16 protein-coding genes and 1 pseudogene are annotated in these 24697 nt (G+C 36.1%); 4 read left to right on the top strand and 13 right to left on the bottom strand.

What is annotated here, in order from left to right; genetic code table 11:
- The first annotated feature begins 37 nt into the window (after positions 1-37).
- Positions 38-1021: a PLP-dependent cysteine synthase family protein gene (locus tag DRF65_RS05530; RefSeq protein ID WP_089737281.1), complete on the top strand. Its 984-nt coding sequence runs from the start codon at positions 38-40 to the stop codon at positions 1019-1021.
- Between the two features lie 52 nt (positions 1022-1073).
- Here the strand turns inward: DRF65_RS05530 and DRF65_RS05525 are convergent, their stop codons facing one another.
- The 3 genes from DRF65_RS05525 to DRF65_RS05515 are packed head-to-tail and all read right to left on the bottom strand — an operon-like array spanning position 1074 to position 2851.
- Positions 1074-1601 (bottom strand): hypothetical protein, encoded by a 528-nt coding sequence (locus DRF65_RS05525; protein ID WP_115969557.1) that lies wholly within the window; start codon positions 1599-1601, stop codon positions 1074-1076.
- 35 nt (positions 1602-1636) lie between these two features.
- Positions 1637-1939, bottom strand: a complete 303-nt coding sequence (locus tag DRF65_RS05520; protein WP_115969555.1) for a chaperone modulator CbpM — start codon at positions 1937-1939, stop codon at positions 1637-1639.
- Between the two features lie 3 nt (positions 1940-1942).
- Positions 1943-2851: a DnaJ C-terminal domain-containing protein gene (locus DRF65_RS05515; protein WP_115969553.1), complete on the bottom strand. Its 909-nt coding sequence runs from the start codon at positions 2849-2851 to the stop codon at positions 1943-1945.
- A gap of 161 nt (positions 2852-3012) precedes the next feature.
- On the opposite strand from DRF65_RS05515, the pseudogene DRF65_RS05510 reads away from it, so the two are divergent.
- Positions 3013-3309 (top strand): annotated as a pseudogene (locus tag DRF65_RS05510) (transposase); the annotation flags it as partial.
- Positions 3310-3489: 180 nt separating this feature from the next.
- Here the strand turns inward: DRF65_RS05510 and DRF65_RS05505 are convergent.
- Entirely contained in the window at positions 3490-4848 is a 1359-nt protein-coding gene (locus DRF65_RS05505; protein WP_115969551.1) for a S8 family serine peptidase, read from the bottom strand.
- Between the two features lie 301 nt (positions 4849-5149).
- Between DRF65_RS05505 and DRF65_RS05500 the strand changes: the two genes are divergently transcribed.
- Positions 5150-6349, top strand: a complete 1200-nt coding sequence (locus DRF65_RS05500) for a dicarboxylate/amino acid:cation symporter (protein WP_115969549.1) — start codon at positions 5150-5152, stop codon at positions 6347-6349.
- Between the two features lie 28 nt (positions 6350-6377).
- Here the strand turns inward: DRF65_RS05500 and DRF65_RS05495 are convergent, their stop codons facing one another.
- The 3 genes from DRF65_RS05495 to DRF65_RS05485 form a co-directional block, all read right to left on the bottom strand.
- Complete coding sequence (locus DRF65_RS05495) at positions 6378-6761, bottom strand: DUF779 domain-containing protein (protein ID WP_115969547.1); 384 nt, start codon at positions 6759-6761, stop codon at positions 6378-6380.
- Between the two features lie 73 nt (positions 6762-6834).
- Positions 6835-7869: an alcohol dehydrogenase AdhP gene (adhP, locus tag DRF65_RS05490; protein WP_115969545.1), complete on the bottom strand. Its 1035-nt coding sequence runs from the start codon at positions 7867-7869 to the stop codon at positions 6835-6837.
- Between the two features lie 248 nt (positions 7870-8117).
- Positions 8118-9647 (bottom strand): aldehyde dehydrogenase family protein, encoded by a 1530-nt coding sequence (locus DRF65_RS05485; protein WP_115969666.1) that lies wholly within the window; start codon positions 9645-9647, stop codon positions 8118-8120.
- A 179-nt stretch (positions 9648-9826) separates the two neighbouring features.
- Between DRF65_RS05485 and DRF65_RS05480 the strand changes: the two genes are divergently transcribed.
- Positions 9827-10753, top strand: a complete 927-nt coding sequence (locus DRF65_RS05480; RefSeq protein ID WP_115969543.1) for an AraC family transcriptional regulator — start codon at positions 9827-9829, stop codon at positions 10751-10753.
- Positions 10754-10892: 139 nt separating this feature from the next.
- On the opposite strand, the gene DRF65_RS05475 is transcribed toward DRF65_RS05480, so the two are convergent.
- From DRF65_RS05475 to DRF65_RS05450, 6 genes are all read right to left on the bottom strand, one after another.
- Positions 10893-12359, bottom strand: a complete 1467-nt coding sequence (locus tag DRF65_RS05475; RefSeq protein ID WP_115969541.1) for a RagB/SusD family nutrient uptake outer membrane protein — start codon at positions 12357-12359, stop codon at positions 10893-10895.
- Between the two features lie 14 nt (positions 12360-12373).
- Entirely contained in the window at positions 12374-15175 is a 2802-nt protein-coding gene (locus DRF65_RS05470; RefSeq protein WP_115969539.1) for a SusC/RagA family TonB-linked outer membrane protein, read from the bottom strand.
- A 564-nt stretch (positions 15176-15739) separates the two neighbouring features.
- Positions 15740-17275 carry a RagB/SusD family nutrient uptake outer membrane protein gene (locus DRF65_RS05465; RefSeq protein ID WP_228438547.1) on the bottom strand — a complete coding sequence of 512 codons (1536 nt, stop codon included), beginning with the start codon at positions 17273-17275 and terminating at the stop codon, positions 15740-15742.
- Between the two features lie 69 nt (positions 17276-17344).
- Positions 17345-20230, bottom strand: a complete 2886-nt coding sequence (locus tag DRF65_RS05460) for a SusC/RagA family TonB-linked outer membrane protein (RefSeq protein ID WP_115969535.1) — start codon at positions 20228-20230, stop codon at positions 17345-17347.
- Between the two features lie 399 nt (positions 20231-20629).
- Positions 20630-21958 carry a hydroxymethylglutaryl-CoA synthase family protein gene (locus DRF65_RS05455; protein WP_115969533.1) on the bottom strand — a complete coding sequence of 443 codons (1329 nt, stop codon included), beginning with the start codon at positions 21956-21958 and terminating at the stop codon, positions 20630-20632.
- A 228-nt stretch (positions 21959-22186) separates the two neighbouring features.
- On the bottom strand, positions 22187-24697 hold the full coding sequence (locus DRF65_RS05450; protein WP_115969531.1) for a M1 family metallopeptidase: 2511 nt from the start codon (positions 24695-24697) through the stop codon (positions 22187-22189).

The following is a 24697-nucleotide window of genomic DNA, read 5'->3' as shown; positions in this document are numbered from 1 at the left end:
TTAAAAGCATTATCTTTGCACCGCATATAAAACATTTATGAAATACGCAAAAAATATCCTTGAAACTATAGGAAATACACCATTGGTAAAACTTAACAATGTATTAGGTGAAGACTTTCCTGCATTAGTTTTAGCAAAAGTTGAGACCTTCAACCCCGGAAACTCGGTGAAGGACAGAATGGCTCTAAAAATGATCGAAGATGCCGAAAAAGACGGCAGATTAAAACCTGGGGGAACCATTATTGAAGGAACTTCCGGAAATACAGGAATGGGACTGGCGCTGGCTGCTATCATCAAAGGATACAAATGTATCTTTGTAACCAATTCCAAACAATCTAAAGAAAAGTGCGATATCCTTCGTGCTGTGGGTGCTGAAGTAATCGTTTGCCCTACAGATGTAAAACCTACAGATCCGCGTTCTTATTATTCAGTATCTAAAAGACTGGCTAAGGAAACAGAAAACGGATGGTATGTAAACCAATATGACAACTTATCCAACAGAACCGCTCACTACGAGTCTACGGCACCTGAGATCTGGGAACAGACGGAAGGGAAACTTACTCACTTTGTAGCAGGAGCAGGAACAGGAGGTACCGTTACAGGATGTGGAACATTCTTCAAGGAAAAAAATAAAGATATTAAAGTGATTGGAGTTGATACTTACGGTTCTATCCTTAAAGAATTCCATGAAACCGGAGAATTACACTACGATCACGCTTATACTTATATCACTGAAGGAATTGGTGAAGATATCATTCCTGAAAACTACGATATGTCTGTTATCGATCATTTTGAGAAAGTAACTGATAAAGATGGAGCCATCTATGCAAGAAAACTGGCTAAAGAAGAAGGAATCTTCTGTGGATACTCTGCAGGAAGTGCTATTGCATCATTGATTCAGATGAAAGATCAGTTCACTAAAGATGATGTTATTGTAGTATTGCTTCACGATCATGGTTCAAGATATGTAGGAAAGATCTACAATGACGAGTGGATGAAAGAAATGGGGTGGCTGGAATAAGCGAAAGACAACATTATAAAATAAAAAATCAGAGCGTTTTGCTCTGATTTTTTTATGATTTTATATTCTCTTTTAAAATGGTCTTAAGTAAAGAATATTCTCTTTCACTCATTGCCTTTCTGGGAAACATATAGCTGTATTTTCCTTCAAGGGAAATGAAATCATTGTTACTGTCAAAAAACTCAAAGTCTTTCCATTCACTGGTCTCTTTTTCATCATCAATATTGACTGTAAAAAAATTATGTTCGATTCTAATTTCGTAAATCTTACATTTTTCCAGAGTATTCAGGTAATGATTTACCTGTTTTTTCCATCTTGAAACCTTATTAACACTTACAGACAGATAAATAGCACAAAGCAGTAAAATAAAGCTGAAAAAGTATAAGATACCTTGACTTTCTTTACTAAAATTGTCTTTCAGAAGTAATGCAACCAATAAAATGATGGCTGCTGCAATTGTAGTTATTGTTTTACCTTTAGTGGTAGGAGAAAAAAGCAGACTTCCCTGATTTCCGCTAAAATAAATATCTTCAAAATTCTTTCTCTCAGGTTTTAATGTAATTACTTTTTCCTCACTCATAATACATGGTTGCTTTAAAAAGCTACAAAACTAAGCTAAATATCTTCATATTGGTCACTGATTGCTGAAAGTTTATTCATCAGCTCTCTGTTTCTCCGTTTTAAAGCGTCCAGTTTTTTCAGCATATTATGAATAACTTCCAAACCGGGAAGATTGATTTCAAGGTCATAATGCCAGTTGGCAAATTTTTCCAGATCCGGCAGGTCTTCATACATCAGATAATGAACTTCATTTTCAATGTATATGTTCAGCAGACCATAATCTACAAGCTCATCAAAAAAGGTGATTTCTATATTGTATATTCTTACGAGTTCTTCCCGTGATATTCTTTCACTCATAGCCTAGGAATTTTTAAGTTGTTCAAAAAGTTCTTTCTGCTTATCGGTAAGATTAACAGGCAGTTTCACTTCGTAGGTGACAAAAAGATCGCCATGTTCCCCATCTTTTTTATAGACAGGGAAGCCCTTTCCTTTCAGTCTTACGGTTATTCCGCTTTGGGTCTCCGGTTTTACTTTAAGATTTACACTTCCATCCAGTGTATTCACTTTTACGTCCCCTCCTAAAACTGCGGTATACAAATCAATAGCAATTTTTGTTTTAAGATCATCTCCTACCCTTTCAAAATCAGGATCTACAGGAATATTGAATATGATATAAAGATCCCCGTTTGGCCCCCCGCTCACTCCCGGATTTCCATGGCCTTTTAATTTGATTTTCTGCCCATCATAAACACCGGCAGGAATTGTAATTCTCACTTTTTTACCATTGATTTCAAAAGTTTGCGGGTGGGTTATCGCAGCATCTCTCAAATTCAGGGTTAGTTCTGCCTGTACATCCTGTCCTTTAAACTTTCCTGAAGCTCTTCCTCTGGAACTTTTACCAAAGCCATCAGCTCCACCAAACATATTTTGGAAGAAATCTGAAAAATCTTCGCCTTCTCCAAAGTCTGCACCAGAGAAACCTCCATCATGGTTCTGTTGCTGGTACTGTCTTTGCTGCTGTTGCGCTTTTTCATACTCTTCACCATGTTTCCAGTTTTCTCCGTATTTATCATACTTTGTACGGTTTTCAGGATTGCTGAGAACTTCATTGGCTTCGTTCAGCTCTTTGAATTTTCTTTCTGATTCTTTATCATCAGGATTAAGGTCCGGATGCAGCTTTCTGGCCAATTTCCGGTATGCCTTTTTGATATCATCCTGGGTTGCGCTTTTATCTACGCCTAAAATTTTATAGTAATCTATATAAGCCATAGAAACGATATTTACTCAAATTTATGAAATTAATCTCTGAAATCCCATAAAATAATAACAAACAAAATATAATCTTCAGTAGGAAATTGGCCTTTAAAATAACAATTGAATTTATAATAAAAAACAGATGAATTACTGAGGTCACTGAAAGATAAAAAGGGGTTGAAAAATGTAAAATTTGTTCATTAAAAGAAGGTTGTTACAAAGAAGGTTCTAAAACAAAAACGCATTCAGTCTCTATAAAATCAGAATTACATCAAGATCAAATGGCTTTTCAGAAAAGTGATTATTACAAAGAAAAACCAAAGTATCGGTATAGAATTGAAGCTAAAAACAATGAACTAAAAAACGTACATGGGTATGACAGAGCAAGCTCTTATGGCATTGAAAATATACAAATGCAGGGAGCAATGGCTATTTTCGCAGTCAATTTAAAAAGAATATTGAAACTTATCTAGAAAAAAACATATTCATCAAAGCAGACTTCAAAAAAGCTCAAAAAAAAAGAGCTTAATACGAGGTTTAAAATCACGTAATAAGCTCTTAATTTCTTACCCGAAATATATGCATTCAAAATGAATACACTTTTTCAGTGGTCTTGAATTACTTCATCCCTTTTTTATTTAATTTATTAAACATTACCTATGAATAATATTGTCAATTACACCATCTTTATCAGAACGGTAGTCTGCTAAAACGTAAGTATTTGTCGGTCCATATTTACCTGTATAATATTTGCCAAATGTTCCGTTAGTTAAAAATCCGTATTTATATTCCCAATAAGCAGATTTCACACTACCGTCTGCTTTTGGTGTCCCCAGAAGCAACACACCCGCAGCATGTGGTGATGCCATAGAAGTTCCACTAATGGTATTGTAACCACCATTCAACCATGTTGATTTTACTTGATAGCCGGGAGCTGCATAATCCACACAAGTTCCATAATTAGAAAAAGAAGCCCAGTAATCGCCTTGGGCTACAGCAGAAATCGTATAAATATTAGCATGATTAACAGCTGCTGGCGAATAATAATTAGCATCGTCATAGGAATTCCCTGCTGCTATTGCTATTTTAATCCCTTTTTCAGCAACTTTTAACACGGCCTGATCGGTAGTAGAAAGTCTAAGTCTTCCGTTTGCAGGGCCTAAGCTCATATTCACTACATCATTTACTGAAGCATTGGCATATACATAATCCAAAGCAGAAACAGTCCATGAAAAGTCACCAAATCCATCATTTTTCAAAACCTTTAATGCAACAACTTTTGCTCCAGCTGCTACACCTACCACTCCAATGTTATTATTAAGAGCTGCTATAGTTCCTGCAACATGCGTCCCATGCCCATTTCCATCATCAGGATTATTATCTCCTGCAAAAGAAACACTTCTCTGTGTATCTACATTAAGATCTGGATGATCTAAATCTATACCTGAATCAATAACCCAGGCTGTTTTTCCTGTCCCATCACCTGCCCCACCAATTCTGGTAATTCCCCAAGGGGTTTCTTGCGAAGAAACAGCTTGTGTAACAGCTCTGGTTGACGTCCCTAAAGAAACTTGATAATCTTGTTCAACACTTTTGATTCTAGAATCTTTTTTAAGTGTTTCAACCTCTGCATCTGTAAGGTTTTTAGCTACAAATCCTTCCAAAGCATAGCCGAAAGCATTAGAAATTTTTTGATTATCAATACCTAGTTTCAAACCATCACTATTTTTTAATTTATCTAATAGTACTCCGGTTTGTCTTAAATAGCTATCTCTGCTATTATTCGTCCCTTTAGAAACAGTAAATCCATTTTTTTCCAAAACACCATCATTTAAAACAACAACATATTGTCCGGGAATAGGCTTAGCATCACCAGAAGCTATAGCATCAGAATTCACTGCAGCATTTGCATCAGGATTAGATTCGGGACTATCACTAAGTCTGTCAGAGTTACAACTTACAGTGATTGCTGCAGCAAGCAACAATAGCGAAATTTTGTTTTTTCTTTTCATAATTTACAATATTTTTTTATTTGTGTTTTATAAAAATATCACAAACATTTGAAATAAAAAAAGAATTTATTAATATTTTTTGAAATAAATTGATGAAAACCAATAATATAAACACATAAATTACATATTAGATAATTTAAATATTTTCATTAATTTCAATTTTTAAAGAAAAAAAATATATAATTAATAATATTAACTATCCAATTTTATAGAAATAGATAAAAATCATTAAACAGGCAAATTCAGGTTAAATTCTAGTATATACATTGAAAATAAACTTATCTTTGATAAAAAACACTCTATGAAAGAGGTACTGAAAAACTACTCCGGAATCCTATTTTTACTTCTGGGAATCACTATTGGAAGCATTATAGGAATTGTTGCTCCAAGTTTTGTGGAATACATTAAACCATTGGGAGATATTTTCCTGAATCTTCTCTTTGTAAGTGTGGTACCTCTCGTATTCTTTGCTGTATCTAATTCAATAGCTTCTCTGGAGCAGCAATCCAAATTTGGAAAGATCATTCTTGTGATGGCACTTACCTTTCTGTTTTTTATTCTTACAGCAGCTATTTTTACCATCTGTGCAGTCTATCTGTTTCCGGTTTCCGGGGTTTCAGGAAGTTCTGACATGATTACAGAAGCGGCGAGTGAGGACAGTTGGGGAAATAGAATTGTAAGCTTCTTTACAGTAGGAGAATTCACAGCACTTTTTTCAAGACAAAACATGCTGGCACTCCTTATTTTTGCTTTCATGACTGGGTTTGCAGCCAGAAAAACAGGCGAAGCCGGAAAACCTTTCAGAGTGTTTATCGCATCCGGGTATGAAGTGATGAAAGAACTTCTTTTACTGGTCATGAAGCTGGCGCCTATTGGTCTGGGAGCTTATTTTGCTTATCAGGTTTCTACACTAGGGCCACAGCTTTTTGGATTTTATGCTAAACCTTTAGGGCTATATTATATTGCAGGAATTATTTATTTTCTTGTCTTCTTTTCCATTTATGCTTTTATGGCAAGTGGACAGAAAGGGGTGAAAAGTTTTTGGACCAATGCCATCTATCCTACTCTTACCGCTATAAGTACCTGCAGCAGTTTTGCTACGATGCCCGCCAATTTACAGGCTGCTTCTAAAATCGGAATTCCTAGTTCTATTGCCAATCTTGTGATTCCTATTGGAACTACTTTGCATAAAAACGGGTCTTCTATGTCTTCAATTATTAAAATCTATGTGGCTTTTTTAATTATTGGAAAAGACTTCTTTGATCCATCCAATTTACTGTTAGCATTGGGAATCACAGTGTTTGTAAGTATTGTGGCTGGTGGAATTCCTAATGGTGGATATATTGGTGAAATGCTGATGATCTCCGTATATAAATTACCTCAGGAAGCCATTCCTGCAGTAATGATTATCGGAACATTGGTAGATCCTTTGGCTACCGTTTTAAATTCTGTAGGAGATATTGTTGCTGCCATGTTTGTCAACCGGTTTGTCAAGGATTGACGAATACTATATAATAAACATTCTAAATTTATTCACTGCGTTGTACCGGTTCAAGATTTCCATATTCTTCAGGGGTGAAAAGTCTGTATTGAACTTTAAATGTTTTGCCTAAAGGAGTTTCCAGTGAAAAGCCTCCCGGTCCGAAACCATCTGTCACATCAAGGGTAAAATGCGAGTATTTCCAATATTCGAAAAGGTCGCGGTCTATCCAGAATTCATGGCCGTTAATGGTTCCGATCATCGCATCATTCATTCTTGGAAAAAAGCCTCCTTTTTCGAAACATTGTGGCTGCGTACCTTCACAACAGCCTCCAGCCTGATAAAACATCAGAGCACCATATTTTTCTTCAAGTTCACGGATGACTTCAAGGGCTTTTTCTGTAGCAGAAAGTCTGGATATTTTCGTTTCCATTTTATTGTTTTAAAGGCATTTATAAAAAATCCCGGTAAATAACACTTTTAACCGGGATCAATCACTTCATTATTTAATTTGAGCCTGCAATATCTAATACGATTCTGCCATCGATCTGTCCTTTTTTCATTTTGTCAAAGACATCATTAATATCTTCCAGTTTTGCTGATGTTACTGTAGCTTTTACAAGTCCTTCATTAGCAAAGTCCAATGCTTCCTGCATGTCTTTTCTGGTTCCTACAATAGATCCTCTTACTGTAATTCTTTTTAAAACAGTTTCAAAAATAGGGAGTTCAAATGATCCCGGCGGAAGTCCGTTAAGAGCAATTGTTCCTTTTCTTCTTAAAACATCTATCCCTTGTTTGAAAGCAATCGGCGAAACGGCAGTAATCAATGCTCCATGCATTCCTCCTACTTCTTTATGAAGATATTCACCAGGATCTGTATTTTTTGCATTCACAACAAGGTCTGCGCCAAGTTTTTTTGCCAAATCAAGTTTGTCATCTGCTACATCAATAGCGGCTACGTGCATTCCCATTGCTTTCGCATACTGAACTGCCACATGGCCCAAACCTCCGATTCCTGATATGGCAACCCATTCACCGGGTTTGGTTTCAGTTTCTTTTAGTCCTTTATAAACTGTTACCCCAGCACATAAAATAGGAGCAATTTCCAGAAAGTTTACATCTGACTTTAGGTGTCCTACATATCTTGAATCTGCAATTACATATTCCGCAAATCCTCCGTCTACACTGTATCCTCCATTTTTCTGAGCTTCACAAAGTGTTTCCCATCCTGTAATACAGTAGTCACAGCAACCGCAGGCACTGTAAAGCCATGGCACTCCTACCGCATCTCCTTCTTTTACAAAAGCTTCAGGTCCACAAGCTACTACAATTCCTACCCCTTCATGCCCGGGAATAAGCGGCATTTTAGGTTTAGCCGGCCAGTCTCCGTCTACTGCATGTAAATCTGTATGGCAAACACCACAGGCTATAACCTTTACAAGTACTTCATATCTTCCAGGGGCTCTAACAGGAACTTCTTCAATCTTCAGGGGCTGTCCATAGCCTTGCACTACTGCAGCCTTCATTGTTTTTGGGATCATATTTTATTTTTTGGATGAGTTTTTATCATGGTTATTTAAGTAATTATCCAATTCTCATTTTAAAAATTTACTTTTTTAATGTAGTATGTACATTAATAGTATTCTTTTTACGTGAGGGATGATAGTAAGGGCGGCGAGGCACGAGCCGATGCGGAATGTAATGAAGCATCAAAACAAAGTGAAGCCCCGCATAGCCCGGCCAGTTTGCCCTGGGATAAACCAAGGCAAGCGGCACGTCCTACATAATATTAAAAGAAGCCTAACTTATTTTTGTTGTAGGAGATCAGCATATTTTTAGTCTGACGGTAATGGTCAAGCATCATTTTATGATTCTCCCTCCCGATTCCGGACTGTTTGTACCCTCCAAAAGGAGCACCTGCCGGATACGAGTGATATTGATTCACCCAAACTCTTCCTGCCTCAATCTGGCGCGGAATATTGTATAGCTGATGGGCATCTCTGGTCCATACACCAGCTCCTAATCCATAGATAGTGTCGTTCGCTATTTTCACGGCATCTTCTTCGTCTTTAAAGGTCGTAAACGCCAGTACTGGCCCGAAGATCTCTTCCTGGAAAATTCTCATTCTGTTATTTCCTTTGAAAATAGTTGGCTGAATGTAATATCCTTCTTCCAGGTCTTCCCCAAGATGATTCACATCACCTCCTACCAATACTTCAGCTCCTTCCTCTACTCCTAACTGGATATAGGAAAGAATCTTATCTTTCTGTATTTTTGATGCCTGCGCTCCCATCATAACAGTTTTATCCAGTGGGTTTCCTACCTTGATCGCTTTCACTCTTTCTATCACTCTTTCTATAAATGCATCTGCAATGCTTTCCTGAACCAGAAGCCTTGACGGGCAGGTACAGATTTCCCCTTGGTTCAGAGCAAAAAGAACAGCTCCTTCAATGGCTTTATCTAAGAATTCATCATCAGCATCCATCACAGAATTGAAGAATACGTTAGGTGATTTCCCTCCTAATTCCAGTGTTACAGGAATAATATTTTCTGTTGCATACTGCATTACCATACGTCCTGTAGCTGTAGATCCGGTGAATGCTGCTTTGGCAACTTTAGGATTGGTTACCAAAGCTCTTCCAAGCTCTGCTCCAAAACCATTGACAATGTTCACAACTCCGGCAGGTAACAGATCACCTATCAGTTCCATTAAAATCATAATGGAAACAGGTGTACTTTCTGCAGGTTTTAAGACTACACAATTTCCGGCAGCCAGTGCGGGAGCCAGTTTCCATGTCGCCATGAGGATCGGGAAATTCCATGGAATAATCTGCGCAATAACTCCTAAAGGTTCGTGAACGATCAGGGAAACTGTATCTTTATCCAATTCATTATGTGATCCTTCTTCCGCACGGATAACAGAGGCGAAATATCTGAAATGATCGATAGCTAAAGGTATATCAGCTGCTAATGTTTCTCTGACTGCCTTCCCGTTATCAATGGTTTCTACTGTGGCAAGATATTCTAAATTCTGCTCTATTCTGTCTGCAATTTTATTAAGAATAATACTTCTTTCTGTAGACGAGGTATGTTTCCAGGTCTGAAATGCCTTTTCTGCAGCATCTACAGCAAGCTCCAGATCTTCTTTAGAAGAGTGAGCCACCTGAGTAAAATTCTTACCATCTACAGGTGAAACAACATCAAAATATTGTCCTTTAACGGGTGGGGTAAATTTCCCGTCAATATAATTATCATATCTGCTTTTAAACTCAGGGCGTTGTAATAGAGTTGTTGATCTTGGTTCTGTAAGAGTGCTCATATCAGTATTTATTTTAATTTTCGATACTGCCAAATTACACGGATGCATGAAAAACCTATAGCACAATCGTACAAAAAAAGTGCAGAATAGTGCAGAATTCAATTTTATTATTTTATTAACTGTAACGTTGACCCAAATTCCCTATATTTGAGTTACCGCCTTCGTTAAAATATTTAGAAATGAATAACAATAGTAAGATTTTATTAAATACTCCTGAATTACGCAAGGAAAACCAGCTATTGAGTCTTGTTGAAAACCAGACAAAGTTCACTCTAAACAATTGCGAATTCAGTATCTATGAAACGCATAAGGCAGCCTTTGGAGTGAAACTTCATTTTGAAAATATAGCATTTACGGCTATGCTGAGAGGTAAGAAACATATGAAACTGGATAATAAAACCAATTATTTCGATTATTTCCCGGGTGAAAGCATTCTTGTGGCTCCGGGAGAAACTATGGTCATTGATTTTCCTGAGGCCGATGAAACTCCTACACAATGTATTTCTTTAAGTCTAAACCCTGATTTTATTGAAGATTCTCTCAATTATTTAAACTATAATCTCCCTAAGGTAGATGAAACCTCACAATGGAATATTCAACTGGATGAATATTTTCTTTTTAATAATCAGGCACTGGCTTCTGCCACCAACAACATTATGAGAATTGCTATGGATGATAACTCTCAAAAGGATATCATGGCAGATTTTGCCCTGAAAGAACTTCTCATAAGGCTTATGCAGACACAGGCAAGAAGTATGGTGGAGAGAAATATTGTAAAAAATAAATCAAGAATTGGATTTGCTGTAGATTATATTAAAAGGAATCTTCATCAGAAACTGTCTATTGAAAGTATTGCTAAACTTGCTTATGTAAGCAAATCGAACTTCTTCAAGATGTTCAAAGATGAATTGGGAACTTCTCCCAATGATTTTATTCTGCAGGAAAGAATAAGTAAAGCTAAAGAATTGCTTGATACCCAAAACAGCATCAAGGAAACAGCCTACCAAACAGGATTTTCGGATACCAATTATTTTACCCGGGTTTTTAAACAACTAGAGGGCATAACTCCGAAGAACTATCAGAACAGGATGATTGTCCGGGAATAAATCTGTATAAAGAATTTATAGATACCAGGCATGGGATTCATGTTCTAAAAACACGTAACGATTCTCATATCAAAGTTCAAATAAAAAAAGAGCTCCATTTTCATGAAGCTCTTCCTATTTATATCAAAAACATTAATTCTTAATATTTGTCATTCTGTTGAATGTTCGGGTTAGCCTGAATTGCTGTTACAGGAATTGGCCATTGCCAAAGATCGCTGCCTGCTGCAAGAGTCTGCTTGATTGCTTTTGACCCGGTACCATCAGCAATATCTCCTTTACCTGATCTCTGAACAGAAAGACCTAATCTTTTCAATGTATACCATCTGTCATTTTCAAAAGCAAGTTCTAGTCTTCTTTCTTTAAGAATAGCATCCAATAGAGGCTGTCCTGCTTCTGTTCCAGGAGTGAATGAAGTATATCTTTCTTTTCTCAGTTGATTTAGCAAAGTAAGGGCTGTTACCTGATCCCCTTCTCTGAAAGAAGCTTCTGCTACGTTTAATAATACTTCAGCAGTTCTTAGGTATTTAACTGGAACGATATTTACCGGTCCACCATTACCAGCATATTTTGTAATGTGGTTATATACTTTTTTGTTGTATGTAGCTGGAGTAAAATAAACAGTTTTTCTCACGTCATTAGTAGCAAAAGAGTTGAAGAAATCATAATCTGCAACAAATTCTGATCTGTATTGACCATCAATTAACTGGTTGTAAGCAACTCCTACTGTATTACGCTCAGGTGCTGCGTTTGAAATCTGGAATAGAACTCCATCAGTAATCTTAGCCAATCCTTCGTTTTCCTTCCAGATTCTGTTAAAGTTATCTAATGTTGTCACACTTGGAGAAAGTCCTAATGCCAATTTACCATATTTTACAGTATTCGTATAATCTCCTTTATAAAGATATACTCTTGATAATAATCCGTACACAGCCGCTTTACTGAATCTTCCTTTATCAGCATCGTTCTGTGTAATTTTATCAGCAGCAATTAATAAGTCATCAATTACTTTCTGATATCCCTGATCTACTGTAAGATTTCTGGATGAATTATTATTTAGCGGATTATAAGATTCAGAATAATAAATTCCATACTGGTTTACCGCTGGTGAATTTTGTGTTGGAATTACAGAATATGCTCTTAAAATATCAAAATGAGCTGCAGCTCTGATGGCTCTGGCTTCTGCTTCTACATTATCTTTTGCTGCACCTGTTACGACTCCGTTATCAAGATAAGACATAACAAAGTTAGCTCTGCTGACTACTGCGTATGCAGCACTAAACAAACCTGTTGTCTGTGAATTATCTGATGAGAATTCAAAGTTGGAAGCTGCAGCGTTAGAGTTTCTTCCTGAATTTGTAATAATAAGGTTATCAGTAGTAAGGTCTCCCATAATAAGCTGATTACCTGTATCACTTGTATAATATCCTGTAGTTTTAAATGCTGTATAAGCTCCATCTAAAGCTTGTCTGAATGATTCTGGTCTGGTCATTGCCTGCTCTTCCGCTTCATTCACAGACGAGATCTGATCCAAATTTCTTTCACAAGACGTTAACGATACAAAAATGGTCAACGCAGCTAAACTTATTGTTATTATATTCTTTTTCATAAAGCTATTCAATATTAAAATTCTAATTGCATTCCCACCATGATCGTTCTTACAGTAGGATAAGTATAAAGGTTAAATGATCCAGGAACGAATAGTGCTGTAGACTCTCCAGATCCAATAGAAACTTCTGGCTCACCGTGGAAGTTAGTTACTGTAAATAAATTCTGTCCCTGTACATACATTCTTAGCTTACTCACTGGAGAATCTTCTCCCAGAACTGCTTTATCAAATGTATATCCTAATGTAAGGGATCTTAATCTTAAGTAATCTGATTTTTCAATCCACTGATCAGAATCACGCATACCATTAGTGTCTACTCTTTGGAATACACCTGGATTTTGTGGACTTCTCCACATGTCAGCAGCAGACTGCGCCATGTTTCTACCTCCTTTAGCCAAACTCTGGTCTACAGCAGCAGCGTACATATTGTTATATGTATATCCACCTAACTTGTATGTGAAATCTGCACTAAAGTCAAATCCTTTATATTGAATTGTAGTTCCGAAACCTCCGAAGCTTTTTGGGAAAGGAGTTTTATCTGTAATTGGAACTGCATCGGAAGCACTATATGTTTCAGTAATTTTTCCGGCTTTATCGTAATATTGAGCGTTTCCGTTTGCTGCGTTTACTCCTGCGAATCTAACATTATAGAACACATATGGAGCTTCTCCTACCTTAAGGTAAGTCGTTCCAAGGTTTCTTTCAGTTTGTCCGTCTGATAATTTATCAAGCGTTGCTTTTTGGAAAGAAATGTTAGCACGTACAGTCCATTGGAAATCTTTCTTTCTCATTACATCTACGCTTAATTCAGCTTCTAGACCTTTTTGTGACATATCTCCGGCATTGATATACTGATAATATGCACCTTCCTGTTTATCTAAAGGTACTAACTGTACAAAGTCTTTTCTCTTGTTTTGGTAGATCTCCACGGAACCACGGATTCTTCTTTTCCACATTGAGAAATCAACCCCAGCATTTGTTACGGCATTCGATTCCCATTTTAGGTTAGGGTTACCAATGATGTAAACTTTTTCATCTTTGTTGTATGTTCCAGGGAATAAAGATGCACCATTTCCGTATAAATCGAAACCAACATTTGCTACGTTATAATAATCAGATAATGAACCATCATTTCCTGTTGTACCATAAGAAGCTCTAATTTTCAAGTCGTTGAAGAAACCACCTTTCATGAAATCTTCTTTTGCGATGTTCCAGGCAGCACTTGTTGACCAGAAGATCCCGCTCTTGTTGTTAGCTCCGAATCTTGAAGAAGCATCTCTTCTTAAAGACCCTGTTAGTAAATATCTGCCTTCATAATCATAGTTTACCATACCTGCTAAACTGAAAAGGGTATTTCTGATCTTAGCTCCGGTAAATGTATTTCTGTCGGAAGGAGTAGTAATAGACGGAACGCTAAGTGTAGTAGATTTTAATCCATAAGCACTTGCCGCTAATGTTTCGTTGAAGTTATCATTATATTCGATAAATCCTAAGAAATCAAAATTATGTTTCCCAAATGATTTCTTATAGTTTAATGAGTTATTCCATGTATAGTTAAATCCATAGAATGAATTCTTACTTAATGAACCCGTAGGGATTTTATTTGTAGTTAAATCCAGGTTAGATCCTTTTTTCATCCATGAAGTAGACATGAACCAGTCGAAAAGTCCATTGAAATTTGTTTTGAATTTCAATCCGTCTATCACTTTATATTCTGCAAATAAAGTTGCAGGGATTCTTAATCTCTGGTCTTCTACTCTGTTGTTACGGATTTGCTCCACAGTATTTGAACCCGCTCTCATTTTTTGGTTGTAGCTTCCGTCTGGATTATAAATCGGCTCATAAGGAGCATATTTATACATCGCTGCGAATGGGTTCTGCGTATTGTTTCTGTCTCTGATGTTTTGTGTAACCTGATACTGAACACCCACGTTGATTCCTACATTCAGCTTCTCACTCAGTTTATTAGTAAACCCGAAGTTACCTGTATATCTCTTAAGTCCGTCTACATCTTTAAGAATACCATTATCAGAATCATATCCCAATGAATAGTAGAATGTACTTTCTCTGGATCCTCCCTGTGCACTGAACAAATAAGATTGAATGCTTGATGGTCTCAATAAGCTTTTTTGCCAATCATGATCATAAGCAGCAAGAGCATCAATTTCCTTTTGAGGTCTTATTTCTACGTTAAGATATCCTAATTCATTTTGGAAGTTCATTAACTCTCTGGAGTTCATCATCTTAAAGTTGTTATCTTTCAGTTTTTCACTGAAACCAAATTTACTTTCGAATGAATAATGAGTTTTTCCAGCTTTTCCGGCTTTAGTTGTTACTACAACTACTCCATTAGCCCCTCTTGCACCATACTGAGCTGTAGCAGCAGCATCCTTAAGAACGGAAATAGACTCTACATCAGCAGGATTAATTGCACTGAACTGTCTAGCATTCATATACATACCATTCACTACATAAGTAGGTTCAGAAGAACCACCAACACCGGCAACTCCTCTTACCATGATCGTAGCAACAGAACCAGGCTGTCCGGTAGCACTTTGTACATAAACCCCTGAAGCTCTACCCTGTAATGAATTTCCGATAGATGTTGTAGGAGAGTTTCTTCTGATAGCATCACCACTTACAACGGCCTGAGCCTGGGTAATTTGATCTGCTTTCTTCTTCTGATATCCCGTAACGACTACCTCATCGATCTTATTTTCTTTCAGAATAGAATCATTCTTAGTTTTTTGCGCATAGGCAGCTTGTCCTAAAAAAAACAAAGCTCCAGCACTTAATACATTCAACTTCACATTCATATTAACAGATTTTAATATATTCAAGGGAACAAATATGTTAATAAATATTAATAACATCAATTTATTAAAAGCTGAAAACCGCCTGCCAGATAAGAATTATTCTCAAATAACTCTAAAAAATGATGAATAAAAAGTTTAATTATATTTTAAATTTTAAAGAATGCCAAAGCATTTTGAATATTAATGGAATTTTAAAGAAAAATGAAATAAAAATTAATGTACATTAATTTAAAACATAAAATGAAAAAAATAAACCATAATTAATTATATAAACGAAAAAAATAAAATAAATCATATTCATTTTTTCGTTAAAATAAGCAAAAAGGCGAATACTTTTCAGCGAAAAAACATAAAAAACAACCTGATAAAAATCAGGAAGACCACCTAAAAAGGCAGTCTTCGTGAAAATAAAATTAAAAATCTGTTAATATATGATCTCTAAAAATCAGTTTAAATCAGCATACTTTTGAGAATGTTTTCTGACTTTATTTTGGGCATTTAAATTATATTTTTCACAAAATAAATTATACTTTTTTCCTTTAAACCGATCTTAGAATTCATTTTTTACCAACCTGGATTTTGTTGCGCAGCAAGAGTGGGATTATTCACCACTTCATCATTTGGAAGTGGCCATAAAATCCTGAAATCTGTTTTGGGAACCATAGCAACACCCAACGGTCCTGTGTATGAAGTTCCCAACGCAAAAGCAGATCCTGCAGGCATACCGTTTGCCATTTTAGCAGGAATACCAGGAGTAGGTACTAAATCATCATATAGTAACCTGTGGATATCTCCCCATCTCATCCCTTCTCCTAAAAACTCAATTCTTCTTTCTGTTATAATAGCATCTACCAAAGAAGTAGCATCAGTAAACGAAGCCAGTGTATATTCCTGAGTAGCCGGAGTAGCCAACGATCTGTTTCTCACTCGATTAAGCTGAGTAATTGCCGTTGCTGCATTACCTAGCCTGGCATTAGCTTCCGCCATAGATAAAAGTATTTCAGCATACCTTATAATTGGAGCTCCATCTGATAAATTAGTAACATCTTTATACTTATTGACAAATTTAACTCCTGTAGAAGCGGTTCTTACCATTGTCGTTTCTTCTCTTCTTTTATCATCAGCTAACCATCTAGGATTTCTCCAGATGATAGGACTAATACACACTAATGATCTATTATTATACATAGATGCTAGTCCCGCATTAGTCCCCGGATTTGTATTAGCAGAATTTTCAATAGAAAAAATAGATTCTGAATTATTATAATTACTTGCCAATATAAATGGTTGACTAGGAGAAGCAGTAAGGGAATAAACCGAATTTAACTTCGCTCCCTCGGTAAGGACTTTTGACCAATCTCTCATATTTAAGTAAGCTCTAACTTTCAATGCAATAGCAGCTTCTTTAGTTGCTCTGGTAATCTTGATATTGCCAGCCCTTGTACTACTACTTCCCGTCAAGGTTTCTGCCATATCTAAATCAGCAAGAATCTTTGAATATGTTTCCGCTACTGTCCCTCTACCTACTTTAAGAGCTTCATCAATTGTACTGGGGCTAGTAATAGCTGTCACCCGATAAGGTATTCCCGGATGAGTTGCACCAGACGTAAAATTATAGGGTCTGGAGAAATGCTTTAACAACTCTAAGTGAGCCAACGCTCGTAAAAAATACATCTCGCCCAAATAATTATCACGAACTTCTCCTGTAATCACACCACTACTCCCGGCCTTTCTCAGACCTTCTATTGCGATATTTGCTTTATTAATCAGTCCATAAGCATTCATCCAATAATGGACATTATTAGGTGAACCACCATCATAAGTTGCCGTATATGTCAGTTGGTAAAAAGTTGCCGTATTCACCATATCTTCTCCACGCATATCATTCTGCTCTATATAAGCTGCACCAAACACATATCCTCTAGGAGTATTCAGAGCATCAGGGCTCGTTTTATAAATTCCATTTTGTGCAGCATTATAAACCCCCATTATAGAAAGATCAACATTCCCTGCTGTTGAAAAAGCTAAATTCTCATCTACATTATTGTACGGCTGCAAGTCTAAGGTTTCTCTATCTGAACAAGAGTTCATTATTGCCATTAATAACGATATCGATAAAATTGACACTCCTTTTTTTATTATATTATTTTTTCTCATTGTTATCTTAATTTATAATGAAACATTAAGCCCCATACTAAATACTCTCTGACGAGGTGTCCCATTAAAATCTACACCAGCAGATTCCATTTCTGGGTCTAATCCTTTATATTTAGTAATGATAAAAGCATTTTGAGCCTGAAAATAAATCCTCAAACTTCTCACACCAATAGCCTTAAGGGCCTCCTTTGGAAAATTATATCCTAAACTAATCACATCAAACTTAATAAAACTAGCATCTTCCAAAAATCTTGACGAAGCATTACTTGTAGAATTACTAAGGGTATTATCTGCAAAAAATAATTTCGGAGTCATTCCATCTCCTGGATTTGAAGGACTCTGCCATCTTCCCAAAATTTCAGTTGAGTTATTATTGAAATTCAATGTCATTAAATCTCTTCTGGTAGCATTAAATATTTTATTACCTCCACTAAATCGAATAGTTGTACCCAAATCGAAATCATAGAATCTAAATTTAAAACTAAACCCTCCGAAATACTTTGGCAAAGAGCTACCCAACACCTTTCTATCCGTTAATGCACTTAAATTAGCCGCTTTCGACACATCATCAGGATTAGAAGGATTAAATACAGCATAAGCCCCCTTCCCAACAAGTCCCTGAACCAAACTCCCATCTGCTTTGTAATATACAGGATTCCCATTAGCTGCATTTACTCCCCAGTACTCAAATCCGTAAATAGATCTCAAAGATTCACCAGCCCGGATAATATTATTAGCACTTGAGAAAATATCTGCATTATTATTTGCAAGAGTCAACACTTTATTTTTCATAAACGTAACATTCGCATTGACATCTAATCCAAAATTTTGTGTATTAATCACACTGTAGTCTACAGAAAATTCCAGCCCTTTATTCTGCATATCTCCAATATTTTTAGAAATACTATTATTAGGTACCCCAAGCGACAGTGCCAAAGGAGCATCCAAAATCATATCTGAAATCTTGTTTTCAAAATAATCAAAAGTTAATCTCAATTTATTTCTAAACAATGCTAAATCTACCCCATAGTCAATTTTTTTGCTTGTCTCCCATCGTAATTCATCATTCCCAATCTGTGAATATGCCAAGCCATTATAATTTGCATATTTCAAATTACTAAATAACCCTAAATATGGATAATTACCAATATCAGTATTTCCAACTTTGGCATAAGAAGCTCTTAGCTTAAGATCAGATATTACATCACTAACACCTTGCATGAAGTTTTCTTTACTAACAGTCCAACCTGCAGACACTCCTGGAAAGTTCCCCCATTTATTTTTCGACGGCAAAGAAGACAATCCATCCCTTCTAACAGATGCCTGTAAAAAGTATTTACCAGCATAATTGTAGTTAAACCTCGCTGCATATGACAATATACCTTGTTCGGTTATTCCTCCTCCTGATTGTGGAGTTCCCATAGAACCTGAAATAACTCCATTGTTAAAAAAAGTATTAGATAAATCTTTTCCGCCACCATAAAAACTTTGAAGTTTCTGTTTTTGATATTCGTTTACCAATACTAAGGTAACATTATGCTTTTCTGCAAATGTTTTATTAAATGTCAAAATATTTTGGATATTATTTCTTAGATAATCTGAAAAATCATTTCTGATTTCACCATTTCCTCCCTGCCCATCACCATGTAATGGGTTGTAATAATAAAAACCTTTGGTTTGAGACTGGTCAGCACTCACCTGAATTCTATAATTCAAAAAAGGATACAGTCTTACATCCGCATATACAGACCCAATCAATCTATTTACACCGGATTGCAATTTATTATTATCAAGCACATACATAATGTTGGTAATATTATCTCCTGCCTGCAATAAGTTCTGCCATCTTCCTACTATCCGGGGATCTTGAAAATCAATATTGTATCCTGTCGGATGATTTGGGTTATAAATCGGAGTATTAGGCAACTGTTTAATTGCATTATAAACGTTACCAGAAAGTGAAGAAGACCCTGTATTTAAACCCACATAGTCTGTTTTTGTAAAACTGAGATTCGTTCCGATTTTTAACCAATCAAAAGCTTGATGATCTATATTTGCCCGGGTAGAAAATCTTGTCATTTCGTTAGGTATCGCAACTCCTTCCTGCTTTGTATATCCTATAGAAGTATAGTAATTGGATTTCCCAAATGAACCCGAGGCAGACAACAGATTATCCGTCTGAAAGGCAGCTGATCGCAAAACCGCTTTTTGCCAATCTGTATTATACTCTGTTCCCACAGCAATAGCAGACTGCCCTGCATTTGATCTTTTTTCATTTGAAATTGCTATAAACTCTGGAGTCTGAAGTAATTTATACAAACCTACCGGCATTGCATACCCTGCATAATTACTGAAATTCAGGCTTAATCGTCCTCCTTTTCCTTTTTTAGTAGTGATCAAAATTACTCCATTGGCAGCTCTTGAGCCATAAATTGCTGTTGAAGCCCCATCTTTTAAAACCTCGAAAGATTCAATATCATTTGGGTTAATGTCACCCAATCCATTTGTTGAGGTTTGCCCTCCAATATCTCCTGAAAAAATCGGAATACCATCGACAATATATAGAGGTGATATTCCCGAATTTATGGATGCCACTCCTCTAATCCTTACTCTAGGAGCCTCTCCCAATACTCCTGTAGTACTTGTAATTTGAACCCCCGCAGCTTTACCTGCCAACTGCTGTTCAAAACTTGGAGCAGCTATAGTGGCAACATCAGCAGCTTTAATAGAAGTCACAGCACCTGTAATTTCTTTTTTCTTCTGAGTACCATATCCTACTACGAGGACTTCATCAATTTCCTTTGTGGAAATGGTGTCCTTTTTTACTTTTTGTGCTGAAATCCCCTGTCCTATAAAAAACAGCACACCAGCACTTAATACATTTAATTTCACATTCATATTAACATTTTTTTCTGAAGTAAATTTGTTAATAAAAACAAAAAATCCAAACTAATAAATAGCTATAAAACAACAGGTTATAACGTATTAATTTCGTTTTTATAAAAAAATAACAAAATACTTACCTGTATTTTGTTAAAAAAAAGTTAAAGAATTTTTAAAAAAAATAATATTAGATAAATTTTAATAATCGTTAAAAATTTCAACACATTATATAAAATCTAGAAAATGAATGAAAAATTTATATTAAAATGTGATTTTAAATGAACAATATGTAAATTTAAAATTACATTTTACCAATAAAACAGATGAAATAATAAAAAATAAACAAATAAATCAACCAATAAAGACAAAGCATTCTAAAAATTAGAATGCTTTTAATAACTTAAATATTTATTTTTAATTCTGACGATGGTAATATCTTGCCCCAATTAAAACAGGATTCTTAGTTTCTATAGAAACAAGGCCAAATCCTTTGTAATCGGGATTTACAGATTGACTTAATCGCTTTTTGTGAAGCTTTTCATAGGTCTCAAAATCAACAGCTCTTCTATTATTCAGGTTTTTGAATAAATTCCATTTCTCCACCACTGTTTTCCAGTTGGGAGAGATTTTACCTGCAAATACTTTTGACTTGGAACCACTTCCATATCCGAAGAATCCTATCTCTTTTCCAGACAGGTCTTCATTCTCATTAAAGGAAGTCTGCAAACCGGAAAGTAACGCCATAAAAATAGAAGCCGTATACATATTTCCAATTTCTGAAGAAGCTCTTTGAGTCTTTTCAATAGCTGAATTAATCAGCTGCATATAATTTTCAGATTTAGCAACCGCTTTCTGCTCATTCGGCGTTTGATACGAAATTCCGTTTTCAAGACTGTAGATTTCGGTAAATACTCTTTTACCATGGAAAGCATAAGGAAGATGAAAAACAAGATACTTCCAGTCTTTATAAGGTTTTTCTTTACCTGTAATCTCTTTATAATGCTGATAAGCCTCTCTTATTCTATCCTGATAACACTGGTTAGAATACTGTCCATCAAAAACAGGTTCGTCAGTAAAGACTTCAATCTTATCAGGATACATTTCCGGAGCTCCGTTCAAATCTTCTTTGTTATACTGTCTTCTTGGTTTGAAGAAATCGAAAACACTTTCTGTAGCTACTCCCCAGTTATTTTCTATTTCAAGAAGATCAGGTTTTGCAGAAATAAGTAACGCAACTGCTCCGCCACCCTGTGTATATTCTCCTGAAGAGGCTAATTCATATTTTGCATAATCACTGGCAACGACTACAGCTTTTTTATCGGGATTTACTCTTACAAAATCCAATGCGTTATGTAAGGCATCTACTCCACCTACACATGCAAAAGTCATATCTACTACATCACAGTTTCTGAAAACTCTTTCCCCCAATGATTCTTCCAATACTTTTTCGACCATTTGCATGGCATAAGAAGCTGTTGGTTTTGCAGCATCTAAAGCACTTTCTGTTCCCAGATAAATTCTTGATATCTCTTTAGGATTAATCGTATAATCCTGAATTAATCTTAATAAGGCCTCAGCCGCAAAAGTTGCAGCGTCTTCATGTACATCAGGCAATCCCATTTTATGAAGTCCTAACCCTTTCTCCAATTTCGCCGGTTCTATACCTCTTTCTTCGGCTAAATCTTTAATTTCCAAATACAAAGAAGGTACATAATAGCTTGCTGCTTCAATTCCAAAACTCATATTTCTTTAAATTTTAAACGAATTTATGAAAGATACCGCAAAAAACAACAGCAAAAATACCTGATTTTTATACTATTGTTAAAAATCAGTGCAAATCAGATAGATTCCGTAAAAACCCATTATTTTTTACCGACTCAGTTCTATTGTAACAGGGTTCTATACATAAAAGTCTTTGGAAATTGTATATCCATTAATAAGAAAGCCGGCAAATTTTGCCGGCTTTACATTTTATTTATAATTTTCAATGGCCTTATTCAGAGCATCGATCTGTTTATTGATACTTGCAGCATTTTGTGGATTCTGTTTCAGCAATTCCATTTTTTTACTTAACCCATCTTTCAGCATTTGCACCACCATCATTTTAGCCTGTGGATTATCTCCCATCTGATTTTTAGCGTATCCTAAAATCTTAGTTATACTCTCGGTAGCTTTCAGATTATCAGAGGTCATGATCCAATTGAACCCTTCTTCTGCCGATTTACCCAATTCCGGATTCTGGAATTTGATAAACGGATAAAATGCTGCCAGTGGAGCAATTTTCGACATTTGGGAAGTCACCTTATTCTTTACAATAATTGGAAGCAACTGTGCCTGTAACTCATCTGAAGCTCCATCCAGATTGATTTTATCTGCTAATGAATTGGCTTTTGACGGGTCTACAGCAAGCACACCTCCTAATGAGCTTCCTTTCACAGCATTGGAAACAGCACCCACTCCTTTTTCAAAAAGCGGAAGGTATTTTCTATCTTTTGTTTTTGCCAAAGCAGCAATAGCAGCCGCCTGTGTCAGGGTTTTAGGATCACTGGAAGCCAGTTTTTCAACATCAGCCCCTAATACTTTCATTTGTTCAGGATTGGTAAGATCCATTAATTCCAAAGCTTTCATTCTTATTCTGAAAAACGGGTCTTTCAGCGCTGCTGCCAATAATTTTGTTGCCGCAGGATTCTTTCCTACCTGATCTTTTATTCCCGTTAAAGCTGTATATCTGCTTTTAAATTCTTTGGAGTTTGTAAACTGCAACAGATTCTGTTCCGGAGTTTTTGTATCGGTAATATCTGCCAACAAAACTCCATCAGCATTGATATTCACTAAGTCTGGTGCTTTAGAAACATCAAAATTGAATGTATTCTTTGCATCTGCATTTACCCATACATTATATCTCTTTGGTTTTCCATTGTCATAGACATCAATAGCCAGAGGAAATTCAAACATCTGATCCTGGGTCTGATTAATGATCACCGACACCTGTTTTTTCACAGGCTCAAAGGTAAATGAGTAATTAACCTTAGGGTTTCCGCTTCCAAAATACCATTGATTGAAGAACCAGTTCAAGTCTTTTCCGGAAACTTTTTCAAAGGAAAGTCTCAGCTGATGTGCTTCTGCATTCTGATATTCATAGGTCTTCAGGTAATCATTCATACCGGCAAAAAAAGCATCATCACCTAAATAGTTTCGCAGCATATTCAAAATCCCTCCTCCTTTTTGGTAGGTAACCAGATCAAAGACATCTTCACGGGAATCATAATTGAATCTTACCAGGTTTTTCTTAAAATCATTAGGATTATGAAGGTACATATTCACGTCCTTCATAAGGTGATAATCTGCCTGATCTTTTCCATATTTATATTCATTCCAAAGGTATTCGGAATAATTGGCAAAAGATTCATTTACGGTAAGGTTGCTCCAACTTTCTGCTGTTACGAGGTCCCCAAACCAATGATGAAACAATTCATGGGCAATGGTATCTTCCCATGTATTTTCATCAATCAGCTGTCCGGGCTTTTGAAGAATATCGCTTCCATGAAGGGTTGCTGTTGTATTTTCCATCGCTCCGCTCACATAATTTCTACCGGAAATCTGTGCATATTTTGCCCATGGATAATCATAATTTAACTTTTTAGAAAAAAACTCGATCATTTCAGGAGTGTTTCCATAGATCTGTTTCGCATAAGGTTCGTATTCTTTCTCGATATAGTAATCTACCGGAATATTCTTCCATTTGTCTTTTACAATAGCATATTCTCCTACTCCCATAAAGAAAAGATAAGTCGAATGCCTTTTATCCATTACCCAATGATCGGTTCTAAGGCTGTTGGATTCTTTTTGAGAATCTTTCAAGAGACCATTGGAAAGCGTCACATACTTATCAGGAACTGTCATATAGATTTCCTGAGTTGTTTTCTGATTGGATTTATCGATGGTTGGGAACCATGCAGAGGATGATTCTGTTTCTCCCTGCGTCCAGATCTGAGTCGGGAGATCAGAATCTGTTCCCTGGGCATTGATGAAATAAAGCCCTTTCGCATCATTGATCGCCATACTTCCCTGTTGTTTCACTTCATTTGGACGGGATGTATATTTGATGTAAACTGTATAGTCCTGATTTTTCTGGTAAGTTTTATCCAGTGTGATTTTCAGAACATCGTCTTTATATTCATATTTTAGAGGAGATTTTTTACCATTATTATCAAGGGCTACTTCATGGATCAACATTGCTTTTGCATCAAGAATCAGCTCATTGGTAGGGTAGAAATAGGGAGAGGCAGTTAACCATTCTTCTCCATTCATTTGTTCTTTCTGATAATCGAAGTTTACCTTCAGTTTGGTGTGTTTCAGTTCTGTTACCTTGGTGTGGGTAGCTCTGTACACACTTTCTCTTCCTGAAGTTTCGGTCTGTGCTGATACGTTGGCGGAAAAAAAGATTCCGAGTATCGCAATCGATAATATGGCCTTTCTCAT

The sequence above is a fragment of the Chryseobacterium pennae genome (genome assembly GCF_003385515.1).
Lineage (GTDB): Bacteria > Bacteroidota > Bacteroidia > Flavobacteriales > Weeksellaceae > Chryseobacterium > Chryseobacterium pennae.
This window is presented reverse-complemented; position numbering and strand designations above follow the sequence as displayed.

Coding starts and splice junctions, on each gene's coding strand:
- DRF65_RS05465 (WP_228438547.1), bottom strand. CDS start 17,275: ATGGCAATAATGAACTCTTGTTCAGATAGAGAAACCTTAGACTTGCAG.
- DRF65_RS05450 (WP_115969531.1), bottom strand. CDS start 24,697: ATGAGAAAGGCCATATTATCGATTGCGATACTCGGAATCTTTTTTTCC.
- DRF65_RS05525 (WP_115969557.1), bottom strand. CDS start 1,601: ATGAGTGAGGAAAAAGTAATTACATTAAAACCTGAGAGAAAGAATTTT.
- DRF65_RS05475 (WP_115969541.1), bottom strand. CDS start 12,359: ATGAAAAAGAATATAATAACAATAAGTTTAGCTGCGTTGACCATTTTT.
- DRF65_RS05505 (WP_115969551.1), bottom strand. CDS start 4,848: ATGAAAAGAAAAAACAAAATTTCGCTATTGTTGCTTGCTGCAGCAATC.
- DRF65_RS05455 (WP_115969533.1), bottom strand. CDS start 21,958: ATGAGTTTTGGAATTGAAGCAGCAAGCTATTATGTACCTTCTTTGTAT.
- DRF65_RS05520 (WP_115969555.1), bottom strand. CDS start 1,939: ATGAGTGAAAGAATATCACGGGAAGAACTCGTAAGAATATACAATATA.
- DRF65_RS05460 (WP_115969535.1), bottom strand. CDS start 20,230: ATGAATGTGAAATTAAATGTATTAAGTGCTGGTGTGCTGTTTTTTATA.
- adhP (WP_115969545.1), bottom strand. CDS start 7,869: ATGATCCCAAAAACAATGAAGGCTGCAGTAGTGCAAGGCTATGGACAG.
- DRF65_RS05515 (WP_115969553.1), bottom strand. CDS start 2,851: ATGGCTTATATAGATTACTATAAAATTTTAGGCGTAGATAAAAGCGCA.
- DRF65_RS05495 (WP_115969547.1), bottom strand. CDS start 6,761: ATGGAAACGAAAATATCCAGACTTTCTGCTACAGAAAAAGCCCTTGAA.
- DRF65_RS05480 (WP_115969543.1), top strand. CDS start 9,827: ATGAATAACAATAGTAAGATTTTATTAAATACTCCTGAATTACGCAAG.
- DRF65_RS05530 (WP_089737281.1), top strand. CDS start 38: ATGAAATACGCAAAAAATATCCTTGAAACTATAGGAAATACACCATTG.
- DRF65_RS05485 (WP_115969666.1), bottom strand. CDS start 9,647: ATGAGCACTCTTACAGAACCAAGATCAACAACTCTATTACAACGCCCT.
- DRF65_RS05470 (WP_115969539.1), bottom strand. CDS start 15,175: ATGAATGTGAAGTTGAATGTATTAAGTGCTGGAGCTTTGTTTTTTTTA.
- DRF65_RS05500 (WP_115969549.1), top strand. CDS start 5,150: ATGAAAGAGGTACTGAAAAACTACTCCGGAATCCTATTTTTACTTCTG.